The organism is Arthrobacter sp. TmtSoilC77, from assembly GCF_059739415.1.
In genome coordinates this window covers 131,702-148,767 of the sequence record NZ_AP046050.1, presented here as the reverse complement: position 1 = coordinate 148,767, position 17,066 = coordinate 131,702, and the positions used below count along the sequence as shown (strand labels likewise).

The following is a 17,066-nucleotide window of genomic DNA, read 5'->3' as shown; positions in this document are numbered from 1 at the left end:
CGCGCTGGTGGATGGAGGACTGATCTCCGCCTCGCCCCGGGCGTGGAAATCGAGCCAAAATGCCGAGTACAGGTCCGGGTTGGAATGGGCTGTCCCCGGCCAGAAGGATTCATTCGGCCAGGAGCCGTGGGGGATGTCTATCTGGAAAGCTGAAAAGTCCGGAAACGTGACACGATCTTGCACGGTCCGCCCCCTCAACTGTTCAGTACGGCGTCGCCGCCGGCCGTGACGACGTCGTCGAGCAGCACGGCCTGATCCATAACCACCGGCTGCTCCGCGACGGGAAGCCCGACTACGTGCCCAAAGCTGAACATGTTCTTCGGATCCAGTTCCGCCTTCGCCTTCTTCAGCCGCTCCCGTGCGCTGGGACCCCATGCCCGCTCCCTGTCCTCGGCATCCACAAAGTGCCCATGGAGGTTTACAAATGTGCCTGCATTGGCAGCCGGACGAAGGTCTGCGTGCACGGCATCGAAAACTGCCGGCAGCACCCCGACAACAGGAGGCGCGGCAATGGCAACCATGTAGAAGCTGAACGCCGCGTCACGGCCGCCCACAATATCCTCGCCCTCCGAGCTCTTGGCAAGGGCGCCGCCCAGCAGTCGTAGTTCGGCCAGCAACACCGGACTCTCAACGCCCGGACCGAAGTGCCGCAGAATTGCCTCGGACGCCTCCTCGTCCAAACGGTCAAGCAGGAAGCCACGCTCGCGAACGGGGACTGGCTGGTCCGGATCCTGGTGGACTGTGTCGAACTGGCTTGCTTCCAAAGGGCCGGTGGCGTCCATCATGAACGGCGCGCTTCGGCGCATGGGCTCCAGCAGCTCCGCCGCAGCAGCCAGGTCACCCTGGTAGGCGTAGCGGAGGTGGATCACAAACTTTCCCCTCAACGGCTCCGGAATCATTTCCATCTCCGGGAGACGCAAAAACGCCAATGACGCCGATGCCTCCGCCGGCAGCGATGGCACCCACTCCCTAAACGCCTCCAGGACTTCCGGGGCGTGCCCGCCGTCGAAGTACACACCGCCTGCGTAGAGATCGGCGGCTGGGAAGAGGTGGAATTCCATGGCCGTCACAATGCCCAGGTTGCCCTTGCCGCCTCGCAGGAGGAAGAACAGCTCAGGATTCTCGTCCTTGGTAACCCGTAGCTGGGTGCCATCCGATGTGACCAGCTCGAAAGCGATGACATGATCCGAGGCGAAGCCGTACTTACGGCCCAGGATGGGCAGGCCACCGCCCAAGGTGTATCCCACCACGCCGACGTCAGTGGTTGAACCACAGAGGCCCATCAAACCGAAGGTTGCAGCAAGCTCAACCACAGCCTTCCATCGAACACCGGCACCCACCCTGGCAGTCTTCTCAAGGGGGTCGATGCTGAGTTCCAGCATGCGGCGGGTACTGATGAGCATCCCGCCTTCTATCGCGTTTGTTGCACCATGCCCGGTGGACTGGACGGCCACGGGCATTCCCCGTTCCGCAGCCCATCTGATAGCCGCCGAAACGTCCTCTGCGTCGAGGGCGCCGAAGGCAAGATCCGGTTTGTGTTCAGTGGAGAGATTGAAGGCCGCTACCTCGGATTGGAAGCCGGGATCGTCAGGCGTGAACACGGGACCGCGCACGCTGAGTTGGAGTTCTGAAATGCTTGCATTACCTGAAAAGGACGCGTGGGACTGCATGATCTTCTCTCGATTGACCGAATGGCGGAAGCTCCCCAGCAAGCCTCGATCAGTTTATCCATCAACTTTAGATAAGAGAAGGGTTTTAAATCACGCATAATCCGGGCAGGGTTGAACCCCGCATCAGTCGGGTCTTGTTGTGGGTTCTCAGAGGTGCTTGATCATGCGTGTATTGCCCAGGGTGTTGGGCTTTACGCGGGCCAGATCCAGGAATTCCGCCACGCCTTCGTCATGCGAGCGCAGCAGCTCCGAGTACACCTGCGGATCCACGGCCGACTGGTCCTCCATGACCTCGAAGCCATGGCGCTTGAAGAAGTCCACCTCAAACGTCAGGCAGAAGACGCGGCTAACGCCAAGCTCCTTGGCCTTTTCAAGGAGATCCTCCACCAGCACGTGCCCCACACCGCGCCCCCGCCACGTGTCCGCAGCCGCGAGGGTACGAATCTCGGCCAGGTCTTCCCACATAACGTGCAGGGCGCCGCAGCCAATCACGTCGCCATCCTGGGATTCGGCAATCCGGAATTCCTGGAGGCTCTCGTAGTACGCCACAGTTTCCTTGGCCATCAAAATCCGCTGCTCCGCCAAGGGCGCGACCAGCCTCTTAATCGCCGCCACATCACTGGTGCGGGCAGGACGAAGGCTAAAGGTCGAATTCACTCCCCCATCCTAGCCACGTGGGACCTGGCCGCGGATTCGTGACCGAGAAAGAGGGGCGGTTACCAACATTTATGGGTCCATCTGTTGGCAAAGGGCTGTCGTGGCCAAGCTTCAGGAGGCCTATCTGGTGGACTGGAAGCCCTTACCAACACTTAGTATGTTAAGTGTTGGTAAGCTGGGTGCATGGCAACACATCCGCGCGTTGGTATTCCGGTCGATCCGGTCTCCTTCGAGACCTTCGACTGGAAGCCGCGAGCGCCGGAGATGTACTCCCGCGCGGAGGTGGAGCGCCAAACCGGTCCTTACCAGGCTGCCGTCACGGCGCCGATAGCCGACTGGACTCCCATCATCTCCAGCGAAGATTCCGCCGATATCGAGGACGCCACTCGACAGCTGGTCGGGTTCGACAAGCACGCGCAGCGGCTCCTTGGTAGAGAGAATCCCGCGCTCGGGCCAATGACGGCGATCCTGCTGCGCACGGAGTCTGCCTCCAGCTCGCAGATAGAACAGTTGACGACGTCCGCCAAGCAGCTCGCTCTTGCCGAGATCGACGAGGGCGGCAAATCCAACGCCCTCACCGTCATCGGCAACGTTCGAGCCATGGAGGCGGCCCTCCAACTGGCCGACGACATCAGCGAGGAGTCCATCCTCGCAATGCACAAGGCACTGATGCTCCACAAGCGCGGCTTCGATCCTCCCGGCGCCGGCCGTTTCCGGGACGAGCAGGTATGGATCGGCCCGGGTCAGGCAGGGCCACGGGTGGCCGAGTTCGTCGCTCCGCACCACGACCGCATTCCCGGTGCGATCACGGACCTGGTTAAGTTCATCGATCGCCATGATGTCTCCGTACTCGTCCAAGTGGCGATCAGCCATGCCCAGTTCGAAACGATCCACCCCTTCCCGGACGGGAACGGCCGCACAGGGCGCGCACTGGCGCAGTCGGTTCTCCGTAACAAGGGCCTGGTGGACTCAACCGCCGTGCCGATCTCCGCGGGCCTCCTGGTGGATACCGCACGCTACTTCGCAGCACTGGGCGCATTTCGGGAGGGCGATGCCGGCCCGATCGTCCGCGAGTTCGCCATGGCGAGCCGGATCGCCGCAACTACCGGATCGCGGCTGGTCGACGACCTTGTCGCACAACTCGAGGAGTCCCGCGCGAAGATGACGGGGCTGCGCGCGGACGCGGCGGCCTGGCGGGTGTTGCCCGCACTGATCGGCCAGCCTGCAGTGAACACGAAGTACCTTGTGACCGAGCTCGGACTTGGCGGGATGGCGGCGTTGCGCGCACTCGATGCCCTGACGGACCGCGGCGTACTGACGGAAGCGTCAGGCCGCCGCCGCAACCGCGTGTGGCAGCACCGCGGGATATTCGAAGTCCTCGACGCCTACGCCGCCGGAATTAGCCGTATGTCCGCAGGCTGATCCGCCGCCGCCCGTTCCGGTCTCTAGATCCCCAACTCCTCCGGCAGCGCCACGTCCTCGCCCAGCACCTGCTTTGCCAGGAAGTGCTCCACGACTCCGTACCAAACCTTCGCGTGCTGCGGCTGCAGTACCCAGTGGTTTTCGTCGGGGAAGTAAAGGAACCGGTGCGGGCTCTGGCCGTTGTCGTCCGCGGGCAACTGCGACGAGGACAGCAGTTCGTACCAAAGCCGCAAGCCCTCGCCGATCGGGACGCGATAATCCTTGTCTCCATGGATCACGAGCATTGGTGTCTTGATGTTGCGTACGTTGAGGTGTGGCGAGTTCTCCATCGCCATCTCCACCGTCATTTCCTTCAGCCAGTATTGTGCGGCGTCGGTGGTGGGGCCGAACTGGTCCAGGGCCCACAAACTCGCGTGGGTCACGATGGCCTTGAAACGGTCGGTCTGGCCGGCAACCCAGTTTGCCATATAGCCGCCGAAGGACCCGCCCATCGCCGCAGTCCTTGACCCGTCGATGTCCGCCCGCTCAACTACGGCATCGGTGATGGCCATGAGGTCCGAGAAGGGCTTCTTGCCCCATTCACCCCAGCCGCGCTGGATGAACTCCTGGCCGTAACCTGTGGACAGCGCAGGGTCAGGCAGCAGCACGGCATAGCCCTTTGCGACCAGCAGCCAGGGATTCCAACGCCAGGTCCAGGCGTTCCATGAGCCCAGCGGTCCACCGTGGATCCACAGCAGGAGGGGAGCCGGCTTGTCATCGGAAGCCCCTTCAGGGAGCGCCAGGTACGCTGGCACGCGGGAGCCATCCTCCGCCGTCGTTTCCACGCGTTCGAGGCGCCCCTTGTACCTTGGCCGTTCCGCGGGTGCCTGCAACCTCACCACTTCTCCGGAAGCGAGGTCGATCCGTACAGCTTCAGGGGGAAACCCGTAGGAGCTCCGCAGCGCGTAGGCTGTGGTTCCGTCCGGCGAAACCACGACGTCGGAATACGCTGCAGCGTCTTTCGTCACCCGTGTGACCCGCCCGTCGGCGACGTCGATCCGGAAAAGCGGCGACGCGCCGTCGTCGTCCGCTTTCGCCAGGATGGCACTGCCGTCCGGCAGCCAGGCCAAGGCAGAAGGCCAACGGTCCCACTGGTGCGCGAGCGGCTCCAGGTCAGTCGTTTCACTGCCTGATACGTCCAGCAGGTGCAGCTTGACCTGCGGCGCTTGCGTGGGCGTGGTGTCACTCTCACTCTCCACTACCAGCGTGCGGTTGTCCGGGCTGACGGGACCAGGGAAGTAGCTCATTCCCTCGCGGTCCAGGAGCACCTTTACTGTTCCCGTGGCAACGTCGACGGCGGCCAGCACCTCACGGCTGTTGGCCTTGGCGAGGGCTTTCGTGAGGCTCGTGTAGATGGTCTTGCCGTCCGGACTCACCACAGTTTTGGCTTCCCGCAGCGAGCCTCCGACGCCGGGCGTCAGGTTCCTCAGTTTGAGCGGCGTTGGCGCGTCAATGGTTGTTGGCTTGCCGTGCTCCTTCGCCTCGCCCGGCTCCACGGCGAACAAACGCGGTTCGGCAGGACCCAGGTCCGCGTCCCAATAGCGGATCGGGTAGCCACTGTGCAGGATGGCGGACACTTTGTTGTCTTTGCGGGCCTTGCGGCGCTCCTCGTCGTTCTCCTCATTGCTGGAGCCTGCCAAAACCTCGGCGTTGACGAATATGGCATCCGCATTCTTTGCGGCCATGACGGAACTGATCCCGCCGGCGCGCGAGTGCACAACCCGGGCCTCGCCGCCATCGGCGGGGAGCAACCACAATGCGTTCACCGGATCGGCGTCGGGATCTGCGCTCTCGGGGTCGGGGCGGGAGGACGTGAAGTAGAGGTCGCCGTTCGCGGCGAAGGCGGCACCGGCCTCACCCTTGGCACTCCGGGTGATCCGACGGGCATGGCCCTGACCGGTGGGGTCCATCTCCCATAATGCGGTGACGAACTCAGTGCCTTTGCCATTGAGGGTTGAAACGGTAGTGACCAGGCGCTTGCCGTCCGGGCTGAGCGTGAGACCACTGACCCGGGGGATGGAGAGGTAGTGATCGATGTCGTGGAATGGAGTTTCAGGTGATGCCGTGCCTGGGCTTGGGGTGTCAGTGGAATCCATGCTCCGATTCAACACGCATTGTGTCGCGGATCACAGGGTAGTTCACTCTTAGTGAAACACTACTTTCAGATATTCGCCCGCCGCTCCCAACTAGGTCGCATTTAAGCGCGTTATGGGGGCTTGTGATGTCTCAGGACTTCGTAGACACTTCATGTCTCATGACACTGTGGACACTTCATGTCTCAGGACTTCGTGGACACTTCGTGGTTGAGCGGTTTCCGGCGGTCTTTTAGTGGCGGGTATTTGGTTCGTTTGCTTCGTGTGCCTCGAGGGTCAGCAGCGACTCCTGAGGGTTTGCCGTTGCCGACGTAGAGCGTGCCTTTGACGGGGATGGGGTGCGTGATGATCTCGGTGCCGTGGGCATCGAAGAACATCACCGTGGTGCTGTCGTAGATGATGTGCACGGCGGTGCCGGCTAGTTCCTTGCCCATGTTGAAGGCCGTCCCGAACACGGTGACACGGCCGCCCTTGGTGACGCGGCGTTGTTCGCTTTGACGTTGCTCATGGATGGTCACCGCAGGCTCGGGCAGGGCGGGAGCAGGAGTCTTCGGGGTCGCGTGCCAGGCTTCCTCCGGGGTCTGTTTCCCTGGCAGTGCCTGGTGTTCGCGTTCGGTGTTGTAGTACTGGTCGAAGGTGTCGATCTGGGCTTGCAGGATGGCCATGGTCGTGGCCGGTGGCTGCTTACGCAGGTAGCGGTGCAGGGTGAAGTGGAAGCGTTCGTTCTTGCCTTGGGTGGTCGGCTTCCCAGGTTTGCCGGTGATGGGTTCGACCCCATGGGATTTGAGGTATTCCACGAGCGCTCCGGTGCGTCCGCGGCGGGTTGGATTCAGCGCTGCACCGTTGTCGGAGAGGAATTTCTCCGGCACGCCGTGACGTTCGATGGCCAGGGACACGACGGCGATGGCGGCCTCGCTCGTTTCCCCGGTCGCGACCAGAGATGCCAAGGCCAAGCGGGAGTGGTCATCGATGAGTTGAAAGATCGCCACCTTCTTCCCGTTCGCGAGCGGCCACTCGGTTGCGTCGATCTGCCAGCATGCGTTCGGCTGCGGGTAGACGAACCGTTTCTGAGCGTTGTGTGGCTTCTTCCGCGGCTCGGGGATGACGACACCGGCGCGGCTGAAGATCCTGGCCACGGTCGCTCTGGATGGTGGCGCGAAGCCTTTGCGGGACAGGGTCGCGATCACCGACAAAGGGCCGTGATCGTAGCCTCCTTTTTCCAACGCTGCCCGTGTGGCCAAGAGGAGTTCGATCATCGCCGGGGCCGTCGCCGTGGGGCTCGTGAACGGAACTGGCCGCTTCGTTGCCAAGGCCTCCACCGGGCCCGCAATTTCGGCTTCTGCCCGGACTTTGTAAAACCAAGCCCGTGAGACCCCGTGCTTCTTGCAGAACTTGCTGACTTCACCCCGAGGGGCATCAGTCGGCCACAACGCGACTGCTTGACGGACGCTCAACTTCGGTGCGGGTTTGCTCATGAAACCGAGCAAACCCGCACCGAGTGTCTACGAAGTCCTGAGACACACTGTCCACGAAGTCATGAGACATAAGTGTCCATTAAGTCTTGAGACTTCACACGCGTTATGGGGGCTCATAACGCGCTTAACTGCGACCCAGTTGGGAGGTTGCGGAGCGTGTGGAGCACGGCGGCGGTCCCGTCTTCGTTCCCGATCCGCGCTGCGAGGATTTTTGCCCGGGCTGCGTAGGACGGGGTGCTGATAGCTTCCCGCATGGCGTACGCCAATCGCTCAACGGTGAGCCCCTTGTAGGGAACCGGCCGGGGCCCTGCGCCGAGGGCAGCAACCCGGGCAGCCCACAGCGGTTGGTCCGTATACACCGGGACGCAGACCGTGGGCACACCAGCGCGGAGGCCGGCAGCGGTGGTGCCGGAGCCCGCATGGTGCGCGACTGCCGCCATCCTCGGAAACAACCATTCGTGCGGGACCGCACCGACGCCGATCGCATCATCGTCCGAGAGGTCCCCCGCACCCTGCAGCACCGCCCTGACGCCCGCCCGCCTGATGGCCTCAAGAACGAAACCGGCCTCCATCGCAGGGCTGCTTCCAAACCCGACGAACACCGGCGGTGGCCCTGCGGACAGAAAGTCCTCCAGTTCCGCGGACGGACTCCATTCCGGCTCGGGCGCCGGCCACCAGTACCCCGCCATGACCAACCCAGGACGCCAGTCCGCCGGTCGCGGTAGAACTGTGGGGCTGATCCCATGGAGGACCGTGCTGCTCGCCCTGGCTCGACGTCGCTCGGCAGCTTGGCGTGACAGCTTCGGCAGGCCCAACTCGAGGCGAAGCCTTGCACACGGGGCATCATAGGGGGCAGGTCCGGCCAGGACCCGCTCGCCAATAATCCGGTTGCCCAGCCCGCCCAGGTTCCGGGCGGACCCCAGCAGCACAGGAGGGTAGTCTGCGCTGGGTTCCACCGGCTGCAGATGCGCGCCCACCGCTGGAATTCCAACCGCTTCAGCGACGTCGTAGGCATATGGCGCCACGGAATTGGCCAGGATGACGTCCGCACCCGCTTCAACCGCAGCCAGGGTCCCGGTGGCCGCTTGATCCATGTACTCGCTCAGCTCCCGCCAGGTGGTGAGCATGCCGGCGGACGACTTTGCTCCACCCGGTGTGGCACGCTTGATGATCCTGGCAAGGTCGCCGGGAAGAGGACGATACTCACACCCGGACCTGACCACGAGGTGCGCGTACGCGGGGTTGGCAGCGATGGACACCTCGTAGCCCAGCTTTTGCAGACGACTGCCGAGCCCTGCCATGGGGGCGACATCTCCCCGCGTCCCCGGACAAATCATCAATACTCGCATGCACCCCTCCATTGCAGTTCTTGACTCTCCATAGCCACCCTAAGGGCACACCGGCACACAAAACTCCGGGGACCAACGCACCCGGGCCAACGCACCCGGGGCACCAACGCACCCGGGGCGCCAACGCAAATGCCCCGCCCACTCCTTTCGGAATGGACGGGGCAGTTGGCTTACGTTGCGTACGCCTTATGCGGTAGGAGCGATTTCCGGGATCCGCGGCTTGGCGTTGCCTGCAAACGTGAACTTGGCGTCGTCACCTTCGCCGTCCACATCCACCACAACGATGTCACCGGAGTGCAATTCGCCGAAGAGGATCTTCTCGGAGAGCTGGTCCTCGATCTCGCGCTGGATGGTGCGGCGCAGCGGCCGGGCACCCATTGCGGGATCGTAGCCACGGGTGGCCAGAAGAACCTTTGCTGCCGTGGTGAGCTCGATGCCCATGTCCTTGTCCTTGAGGCGGCGCTCCAGGCGGGTAACGAACATGTCCACGATCTCGATGATCTCGTCCTGGGTGAGCTGCGGGAACACCACGACGTCGTCAACACGGTTGAGGAACTCGGGGCGGAAGTGCTGCTTGAGCTCCTCCGTGACCCGGGCGCGCATCCGGTTGTAGCCAGTCTGGGTATCCGTGCCGGACTGGAAGCCCGTAGCGACGCTCTTTGAGATATCGCGGGTACCCAGGTTGGTGGTCATGATGATCACGGTGTTCTTGAAGTCCACCACGCGGCCCTGGGAGTCGGTCAGTCGGCCATCTTCCAGGATCTGCAGGAGCGAGTTGAAGAGGTCCGCGTGGGCCTTCTCAACTTCGTCGAACAGGACCACCGAGAATGGACGGCGACGAACCTTCTCGGTCAGCTGGCCGCCTTCTTCGTAGCCAACATAGCCCGGAGGTGCACCGAAGAGGCGCGAAACCGTGTGCTTCTCGGAGTACTCGGACATGTCCAGCGTGATGAGGGCATCCTCTTCACCGAACAGGAACTCGGCAAGGGCCTTGGCGAGCTCGGTCTTGCCGACACCCGTAGGCCCGGCGAAGATGAACGAGCCACCGGGACGCTTGGGGTCCTTCAGGCCTGCACGTGTGCGGCGGATAGCCTGCGACAGGGCCTTGATGGCCTCGTCCTGGCCGACGACGCGCTTGTGCAGTTCGTCTTCCATCTTGAGGAGGCGCGAAGACTCTTCCTCGGTGAGCTTGAAGACGGGAATGCCGGTGGAGTTCGCGAGGACCTCGGCGATCAGGTCTTCATCAACCTCGGAGATGTCATCCATGCCGCCGGACTTCCAGTTGCGTTCCTTCTCAGCGCGTTCGGCAATGAGCTTCTGCTCTTTGTCGCGCAGCGAAGCGGCACCCTCAAAGTCCTGGGCGTCGATGGCGGATTCCTTCTCCATCTTGACGTCGGCAATGCGCTCGTCCATGGCCTTGAGCTCCGGCGGAGCGGTCATGCGGCGGATACGCAGGCGTGCACCGGCTTCATCGATGAGGTCGATCGCCTTGTCCGGCAGGAAGCGGTCCGAGATGTAGCGTTCGGCCAGCTGCGCGGCTGAGGCGAGGGCGCCGTCGGTAATCGTTACGCGGTGGTGTGCCTCGTAGCGGTCCCGCAGGCCCTTGAGGATCTCGATCGCGTGAGCGACGGAAGGCTCCTTGACCTGGATCGGCTGGAAGCGGCGCTCAAGGGCAGCGTCCTTCTCAATGTGCTTGCGGTACTCATCCAGCGTGGTGGCACCAATGGTCTGGAGTTCACCACGGGCAAGCATCGGCTTCAGAATGGACGCAGCATCGATGGCGCCTTCAGCAGCACCGGCACCAACGAGGGTGTGGATCTCGTCAATGAAGAGGATGATGTCGCCGCGCGTGCGGATCTCCTTGAGGACCTTCTTCAGGCGCTCTTCGAAGTCACCACGGTAACGGGAACCGGCAACCAGTGAACCAAGGTCCAGCGTGTACAGCTGCTTGTCCTTGATGGTCTCCGGGACGTCGCCGCGGACAATCGCCTGGGCAAGGCCCTCGACGACGGCCGTCTTACCGACGCCGGGCTCACCGATGAGCACTGGGTTGTTCTTGGTGCGGCGGGAGAGGACCTGCATGACGCGTTCCATCTCCTGCTCACGGCCGATCACGGGATCGAGCTTGTTCTCGCGGGCAGCCTGGGTGAGGTTGCGTCCGAACTGGTCCAGAACCACCGAACCTGCCGGGGTTCCCTCCGGCTGGCCCTGGCTGGAACCCGAACCCGCGGTTTCCTTGCCCTGGTAGCCGGAAAGCAGCTGGATGACCTGCTGGCGGACCCTGTTGAGGTCCGCGCCAAGCTTGACCAGTACCTGGGCAGCAACGCCTTCGCCCTCGCGGATGAGGCCGAGCAGGATGTGCTCGGTACCAATGTAATTGTGGCCGAGCTGCAGTGCTTCGCGGAGCGAAAGCTCAAGCACCTTCTTGGCGCGCGGGGTGAAGGGGATGTGCCCGGACGGAGCCTGCTGGCCCTGGCCGATGATCTCCTGCACCTGTTCGCGGACGCCATCGAGCGAAATGCTCAGGGATTCAAGCGCCTTTGCGGCAACGCCTTCACCCTCGTGGATCAGACCCAAGAGGATGTGCTCGGTACCAATGTAATTGTGGTTGAGCATCCGTGCCTCTTCTTGGGCAAGGACAACCACGCGACGGGCACGGTCCGTAAATCTCTCAAACATTTCGCCACACTCCTAGCTACGACGTACTTTGATGCTACGTGCCGAAGCCCGACTTTTGGAGCGTGTTCGCCACAGGGGAAACATGACGCCCAGTGGAATAAACCCGGCACCCCCTTCGCGGCACCGAGGCCTGCCCGGCGGAACGCCTGTCCCACGCCCGTGCCGGCCTCGGGGAGGACGTGGTCAGCCATCCAGGACAGCGGTTGGCCGGAGAACGCCTGCCGCCCGCTGACGAGGCGCATTGGCGAGGGCGCTTTGACCTGTCACTTTGAGCAGGGCGCTTTGACCTGTCACTTTGACGAGGCGGCTTTGACCAGTCGTTTTGACCGGTTCCAAAAGGTCGCATAATGCCAACCGTGGGCCCCGGAACGATTCACGGAATATTCCAAGGCCCGGTCCAGGCACGCCCCGGAAGGCCTGACAACAAACTATGGGCTTAAAAGCCAATGCCCCGGCAGAAGCTGCCGGGGCATTGAAGGCGGGTGAATCAGGAATTGGCCTTCTGGTACGCTTCCTGAATTTCAGCCTGAATACGTCCGCGGCTGTTTACGGTGTAACCGTTGTCACGAGCCCATTGACGGATCTGTGCCGAATCCTGGTTTCGGGTTGCAGTCGCACGGCCACGTGTTGCACGGCCCGAAGAGGTCTTCCTGGCCTTGGCTACGTAGGGCTCCAGTGCTTTGCGCAGAGATTCTGCGTTAGCCGTGGACAAGTCCATCTCGTAGCTAACGCCGTCCAGCCCGAAACGGACAGTTTCGTCCGCTGACCCTTCATCCAGGTCATCGACGAGGATGATTTTAACTTTCTGTGCCATGAGTAGCCTCTCTTTTGGAGGGTTGGATAATCAGAAATTTGAGGGTTCCTATTCCTGATTATCGTTCACGCCAAGCACGCACGTCAAAGGCACTTTTGGGTTTCCTGCTAAGGCCACCCAATTTGCAGGCTATTTAGCTGCCGGGCCTTCACCCTCAGGGCCGGAATTCCGCAAATTGGCGTCGGCTTGGGCCCGGGCTTCCGCCTGCCGCTCGGATTTGTCCGCATTGAAGATCGACTTCATGGCAAACCAGAAGATCAACCCAACAACGATCGATGGCGCCAGGACTGCGATGTATTCCATGATCAGTGTCCTTCAGGCTTCAGCAAAGGGAACAGAATGGTTTCGCGGATACCTGCGCCAGTGAACAACATGACGAGGCGATCGATGCCGAGCCCGATACCACCCATGGGCGGGGCACCGTATTCAAGGGCGCGAAGGAAGTCTTCGTCCAGTTGCATGGCCTCTACGTCGCCGGCAGCAGAACGGCGTGACTGCTCCGTAAGCCGTTCGCGCTGGATAACGGGATCAATGAGTTCGGAGAAGGCCGTGCCACGCTCCATGCCCCCGATAATCAGGTCCCATGCCTCGATGAGCCGGCCGTCTTCGCGATGCGGACGCGCAAGCGGTTGAGCGGACGGAGGGTAGTTGTAAACGAACGTCGGGTTCAGCAGTGTGGGTTCCACAATCTCGCCAAAGAGCTCAACCACGATCTTCTCCGCGTCCCACTGCGGGTCCACCTTGATCTCGTGCTTGGCAGCGATGGCCAGCAGTTCATCCACCGTGGTGTCGGGAGTGACTTCAACGCCAACCGCTTCAGAAAGCCCCGGGTACACCGCAACCCAGGCCCATTCGCCGTCGAGGTTGATCTCGCCTGCATCCGTCTGGATGGTACGGGTGCCAACCACGTCCGCGACGTTCAGGATGATTTCCTTCATGCGCTCGGCCATGACGAACTGGTCAGCCCAGGCTTCGTAGCACTCAAGGGTGGTGAATTCGGGGCTGTGCGTGGAGTCCACGCCTTCGTTCCGGAACACGCGGCCCATGTCGTAGACACGGTCGATGCCACCCACTACCGCGCGCTTGAGGAAGAGTTCCGTGGCGATGCGCAGGGTCATCTTCTGATCGAACGCGTTCATGTGCGTCTCGAACGGACGGGCCGTTGCACCACCGTGGACCAGCTGCAGGATGGGGGTCTCCACCTCGACGTAGCCGTGGCGGTCAAGGGTCTCGCGGACAGACCGCGTGATGGCCGCACGCTTATAGACCATCTCGCGCGCTTCATCGCGGACGATGAGGTCCACGTAGCGCTGGCGAACACGGGTTTCTTCGTTAAGCTCCGCGTGCAGGACCGGGAGCGGGCGCAGGGCCTTGGAGGCCATGGACCAGGAATCGGCCATGACGGAGAGTTCACCACGGCGGGAGGAAATGACTTCACCCTTGATGAACACGTGGTCGCCAAGGTCAACCAGGGCTTTCCATTCGGCCAGCCCTTCCTCGCCCACATTGGCCAGGCTCAGCATCGCCTGGAGACGAACGCCCTTGCCGTCAACGCCACCTTCCTGGAGGGTGGCAAAGCAGAGCTTGCCGGTGTTTCGTACGAACACGACGCGGCCGGTGACGCCTACGATGTCGCCAGTGGTTTCGTCGGCTTCCAGATGCGCATACTTTTCGCGGATCTCGCTCAACGAATGCGTCCGCTCAACGCCCACAGGATAGGCCTCTGTGCCACGTTCGATCAGCTTGGCGCGCTTGTCCATCCGGATACGCATCTGCTCGCTGGCATCGATGGGCTCTGCGGAGGTGTTCAGGGCTGGGGTGTTTGCGGAAGTCACAGTCCTTAAGTTTACCGGTGATTACGGGCCTCTATTTCCGGGACATAGACTCGGGCTGTGGAGACGTGGACAGTTGAAACGGACGACGGCGGCGGGCAGCTTGAGGTGCACACGTTCCGGCCAGCGTCGGAGGCCTCGATTCCCGGTTCGCACGCACCTGCGGAACCGTCCGGCGTCGTCGTGGTCCATGGGACTTTGGTGACCGATTCCCTGTACTGGCCCTTCGCGCGGACCTTGGGCATCATGCTGGGACGGCCTGTCCATTGCTATAACCGCCGGGGCCGCGGCCGTTCGGCGCCACAGCCGCCGGGCTACTCCGCCAGCACTGAGATCGCGGACCTCCGGGCGGTGATGCGCAGGACCGGTTCAACGGATGTCGTGGCGCACAGTTATGGCGGTTTCGTAGCCCTTCAGGCTGCTCGCAGCACGGAGATCAACCGCTTGGTCACCTACGATGCTGCCGTCTCGTTATCAGGAAACCTCCATGGCCGGTGGCGTCCGGAATTGGAAGCCGCAGTCACCGCAGGCCAACTGGACCACGCGTGGGCCCATCTGGTGCAGGGTTTGGGAACCGCCGGCCCCATCTCATACCTGCCCATGGGGGCATTACGGATGCTGAGCATCCTCTCAGCGCAGACCCGGCTGGGTTCGGAGATGCGCTCCCTGTTGCCCACCGCCGTCGCCGAAATGCGCGCGGTCCTCGACGCCGACGCGCATCTTCACGATTTCACCTCGCTCGCGACCCCAACACTCATGCTTAGCGGCGGCTGGAGTCCGTCCTACTTCGCAGAAACCGGCCGCACCCTTGCCGGAGCGGTTCCAGCCATCGATTTCGCTATTGTCCCCCTGCAGTTCCATGAAGGTCCCCTGCGGCCCGGCAGGCGGCTTGCAGCCCGAATCGCCCGCTTCCTTTCAGGAGGCACCGCCCCGATGCCAGCGCGTCCCAGGATAAGCCGGTGAGGGAACGCACCATCAAAACGCACGACGGCGGCAAGCTCGCCTTGTACACCTACGGCGCGGAAGACGCACCCGGGGAGCGCCGCGTGGTCCTGATCGGCGGCGCATTCCTCACCGCCCTGATCTATCGGCCCTTTTCCATCGCCCTCGCGAAAGGCCTCGGCGAGGGGTGGGCCGTGGACGTCTACGATCGCAGGGGCCGCGGCAACTCAAGCGATCAACCACACAACTACTCCATGGTCACGGAAATTGCGGACGTGCGCACCATCATGGATGCTACCGATGCAAGGAACATCCTCGGCCACAGCCTGGGCGGGTCGGTGGCCCTCAACGCTGCGCAGGCGTTTGCCGGCACGCACCACCAACCGAACAGGCTCGCCGTTTACGACGCCGCCGTGAACATCGACGGAAGCATGGATACGGATTGGATGGCCGGTTTCGAAGACTCCGTGAACAAGGGCAATATCAACCTTGCACTGGCCCGCATGAGGCGGGGAATGCATCCCGGAAGTGCCTTGGCCCGGATCCCTGAACCTCTGCTCGTGGGCCTCATGGCCGTGGTTTCGCGAACCAAAGTCAATACGATGTTCCGCGAACTCATGCCATCCGGCGTCGGAGAACTCAAAGCTGCCTTCGACGCCACGGAAACTCCGCGTGACTTCTCCGCCCTTCCTCCCAACACCCACTTCATGGTGGGCAAGAAGAGCCCGCAGTACTACAAGGTGACCGCAGCGCGTTTGCACGCCGCTGTTCCCGGAAGCACCCTCGAGATATCGCCAAAGGGCTTCCACGGTTCCGTTCCAGCCGCTGTGAACGAACTCGTGATGGACATCTCCGACTACTTCAGAAGCTGATTGTTATCCACATAGCGTCCGGCATGCTGCCTGCGTTCAGGTGGCTCGGTTAGGCTCAAGACATGACGCGCGAGATCATCACCACAAAGGACGGCGGACACCTCGAGGTACTGACTACGGGCGGTGACCTGGCAGCTGCAGGCTCCGGTATCGTGGTGGTGCCTGCCTCAATGGTCACGGCCACCGATTACACACGTTTCGCGCAGAAACTTAGCGAGTCCCTGGGCCGGCCCGTCCATACCTTTAACCGCCGTGGACGCGGTGAATCCTCTCCGCAGCCCGAGGACTATACCCTCGAAGCCGACATCCGCGATCTTGACTCAGTCATGAAACACACATCCAGCACGGACGTATTCGGGCACAGCTTCGGCGGCGCCGTCGCACTGCATGCGGCACGCACTTTACCGGTTGAGCGACTCGCCGTTTACGATCCCGCCGTCTCGGTCAACCACAGCGTCAAAGCCGACTGGACGCCGGAATATGAACGCGCGACGGCGGCAGGAGACTACGATCGCGGCCTCGCCGTACTCATCAAGGGAGTAGAGACCGGTGGGGCCTTCGCGCGCATGCCCCTCTCCATGTTGACGCTCGCCACCAAGCTGACCGCCGGAACACCCATGGGCAAGCAGATGCGGGAACTGATGACGTGCGGAGTCCGTGAAATCAAGGCTGTGATAGCTGCGGACATGCCCGCCGAGCCGTTCCTGGAGCTGCCCCTTGAAACGCTGATCGTGGTGGGCGAGAAAAGCCCCGCTTACTTCGGGGTGGCGTGCGGCCAGATCCACGACGTCCTATCCGGCTCGAGCTACACCATCCTCCCCGGGTTCGGGCACGATGGCCCCAACAAAGCGCCCGACAAGCTCATCGCAGAATTGTCTGGGTTCTTCTCGGGCTAGGGAGTTTCACATCCGCGTGGGCGTTCCCACGCTCGCTGTGAATTGTGTGGTTAAAGTGGGGAAGCCCCGACCGTGGTGGTCGGGGCTTCCCGTTAATGTGTGTCCGGCGGTGTCCTACTCTCCCACACCCTCCCGGGTGCAGTACCATCGGCGCTGTGGGTCTTAGCTTCCGGGTTCGGAATGGGACCGGGCGTTTCCCCCACGCTATGACCGCCGTAACCTTGTTACCCGTCCCGCGCACCGGTTTTGTGGTGTGGGGTGGGAAGACTGTGTGGTTACAACTGTGGTGTTGTGTATTTAGTTGTTGGTTCCTGGAACGGTTGTTG

General features: G+C 62.4%; 13 protein-coding genes and 1 rRNA gene. 4 read left to right on the top strand and 10 right to left on the bottom strand.

The window, feature by feature from the left end:
• Nucleotides 1-194: 194 nt before the first annotated feature.
• Complete coding sequence (locus tag AC6I99_RS00715; protein ID WP_497943895.1) at nt 195-1,670, bottom strand: FAD-binding oxidoreductase; 1,476 nt, start codon at nt 1,668-1,670, stop codon at nt 195-197.
• A gap of 147 nt (nt 1,671-1,817) precedes the next feature.
• Complete coding sequence (locus tag AC6I99_RS00710) at nt 1,818-2,327, bottom strand: amino-acid N-acetyltransferase (RefSeq protein ID WP_497943896.1); 510 nt, start codon at nt 2,325-2,327, stop codon at nt 1,818-1,820.
• Nucleotides 2,328-2,510: 183 nt separating this feature from the next.
• Here AC6I99_RS00710 and AC6I99_RS00705 point away from each other — a divergent pair, with 183 nt between their 5' ends.
• Entirely contained in the window at nt 2,511-3,749 is a 1,239-nt protein-coding gene (locus AC6I99_RS00705) for a Fic family protein (protein WP_497943897.1), read from the top strand.
• A gap of 23 nt (nt 3,750-3,772) precedes the next feature.
• Here the strand turns inward: AC6I99_RS00705 and AC6I99_RS00700 are convergent, their stop codons facing one another.
• The 7 genes from AC6I99_RS00700 to lysS all read right to left on the bottom strand — a co-directional run bounded on the left by AC6I99_RS00700 (nt 3,773) and on the right by lysS (nt 14,033).
• Nucleotides 3,773-5,884 carry a S9 family peptidase gene (locus AC6I99_RS00700; RefSeq protein WP_497943898.1) on the bottom strand — a complete coding sequence of 704 codons (2,112 nt, stop codon included), beginning with the start codon at nt 5,882-5,884 and terminating at the stop codon, nt 3,773-3,775.
• 182 nt (nt 5,885-6,066) lie between these two features.
• Nucleotides 6,067-7,356: a DDE-type integrase/transposase/recombinase gene (locus AC6I99_RS00695; RefSeq protein ID WP_497943955.1), complete on the bottom strand. Its 1,290-nt coding sequence runs from the start codon at nt 7,354-7,356 to the stop codon at nt 6,067-6,069.
• A 113-nt stretch (nt 7,357-7,469) separates the two neighbouring features.
• Entirely contained in the window at nt 7,470-8,705 is a 1,236-nt protein-coding gene (locus tag AC6I99_RS00690) for a glycosyltransferase (RefSeq protein ID WP_497959800.1), read from the bottom strand.
• Nucleotides 8,706-8,891: 186 nt separating this feature from the next.
• Complete coding sequence (locus AC6I99_RS00685; RefSeq protein ID WP_224094623.1) at nt 8,892-11,384, bottom strand: ATP-dependent Clp protease ATP-binding subunit; 2,493 nt, start codon at nt 11,382-11,384, stop codon at nt 8,892-8,894.
• A gap of 487 nt (nt 11,385-11,871) precedes the next feature.
• Nucleotides 11,872-12,198, bottom strand: a complete 327-nt coding sequence (locus AC6I99_RS00680) for a histone-like nucleoid-structuring protein Lsr2 (RefSeq protein WP_223947524.1) — start codon at nt 12,196-12,198, stop codon at nt 11,872-11,874.
• Between the two features lie 129 nt (nt 12,199-12,327).
• Nucleotides 12,328-12,501 (bottom strand): hypothetical protein, encoded by a 174-nt coding sequence (locus tag AC6I99_RS00675; RefSeq protein ID WP_497959797.1) that lies wholly within the window; start codon nt 12,499-12,501, stop codon nt 12,328-12,330.
• A 2-nt stretch (nt 12,502-12,503) separates the two neighbouring features.
• Complete coding sequence (lysS, locus tag AC6I99_RS00670) at nt 12,504-14,033, bottom strand: lysine--tRNA ligase (RefSeq protein ID WP_497959793.1); 1,530 nt, start codon at nt 14,031-14,033, stop codon at nt 12,504-12,506.
• Nucleotides 14,034-14,090: 57 nt separating this feature from the next.
• Here lysS and AC6I99_RS00665 point away from each other — a divergent pair, with 57 nt between their 5' ends.
• From AC6I99_RS00665 to AC6I99_RS00655, 3 genes are all read left to right on the top strand, one after another.
• A complete protein-coding gene (locus AC6I99_RS00665) occupies nt 14,091-14,993 on the top strand; it encodes an alpha/beta fold hydrolase (RefSeq protein ID WP_497959790.1) in 903 nt (300 codons plus the stop codon).
• The gene (locus AC6I99_RS00660) at nt 14,990-15,844 is read left to right on the top strand and encodes an alpha/beta fold hydrolase (RefSeq protein ID WP_497959787.1); all 855 of its coding nucleotides are present in this window, start codon (nt 14,990-14,992) and stop codon (nt 15,842-15,844) included. The genes AC6I99_RS00665 and AC6I99_RS00660 overlap by 4 nt, the downstream gene beginning before the upstream one ends.
• A gap of 62 nt (nt 15,845-15,906) precedes the next feature.
• Nucleotides 15,907-16,740: an alpha/beta fold hydrolase gene (locus tag AC6I99_RS00655; RefSeq protein WP_224094620.1), complete on the top strand. Its 834-nt coding sequence runs from the start codon at nt 15,907-15,909 to the stop codon at nt 16,738-16,740.
• 101 nt (nt 16,741-16,841) lie between these two features.
• On the opposite strand, the gene rrf is transcribed toward AC6I99_RS00655, so the two are convergent.
• Nucleotides 16,842-16,958: ribosomal RNA gene (gene rrf, locus AC6I99_RS00650) — 5S ribosomal RNA — on the bottom strand.
• Nucleotides 16,959-17,066 lie beyond the last annotated feature (108 nt).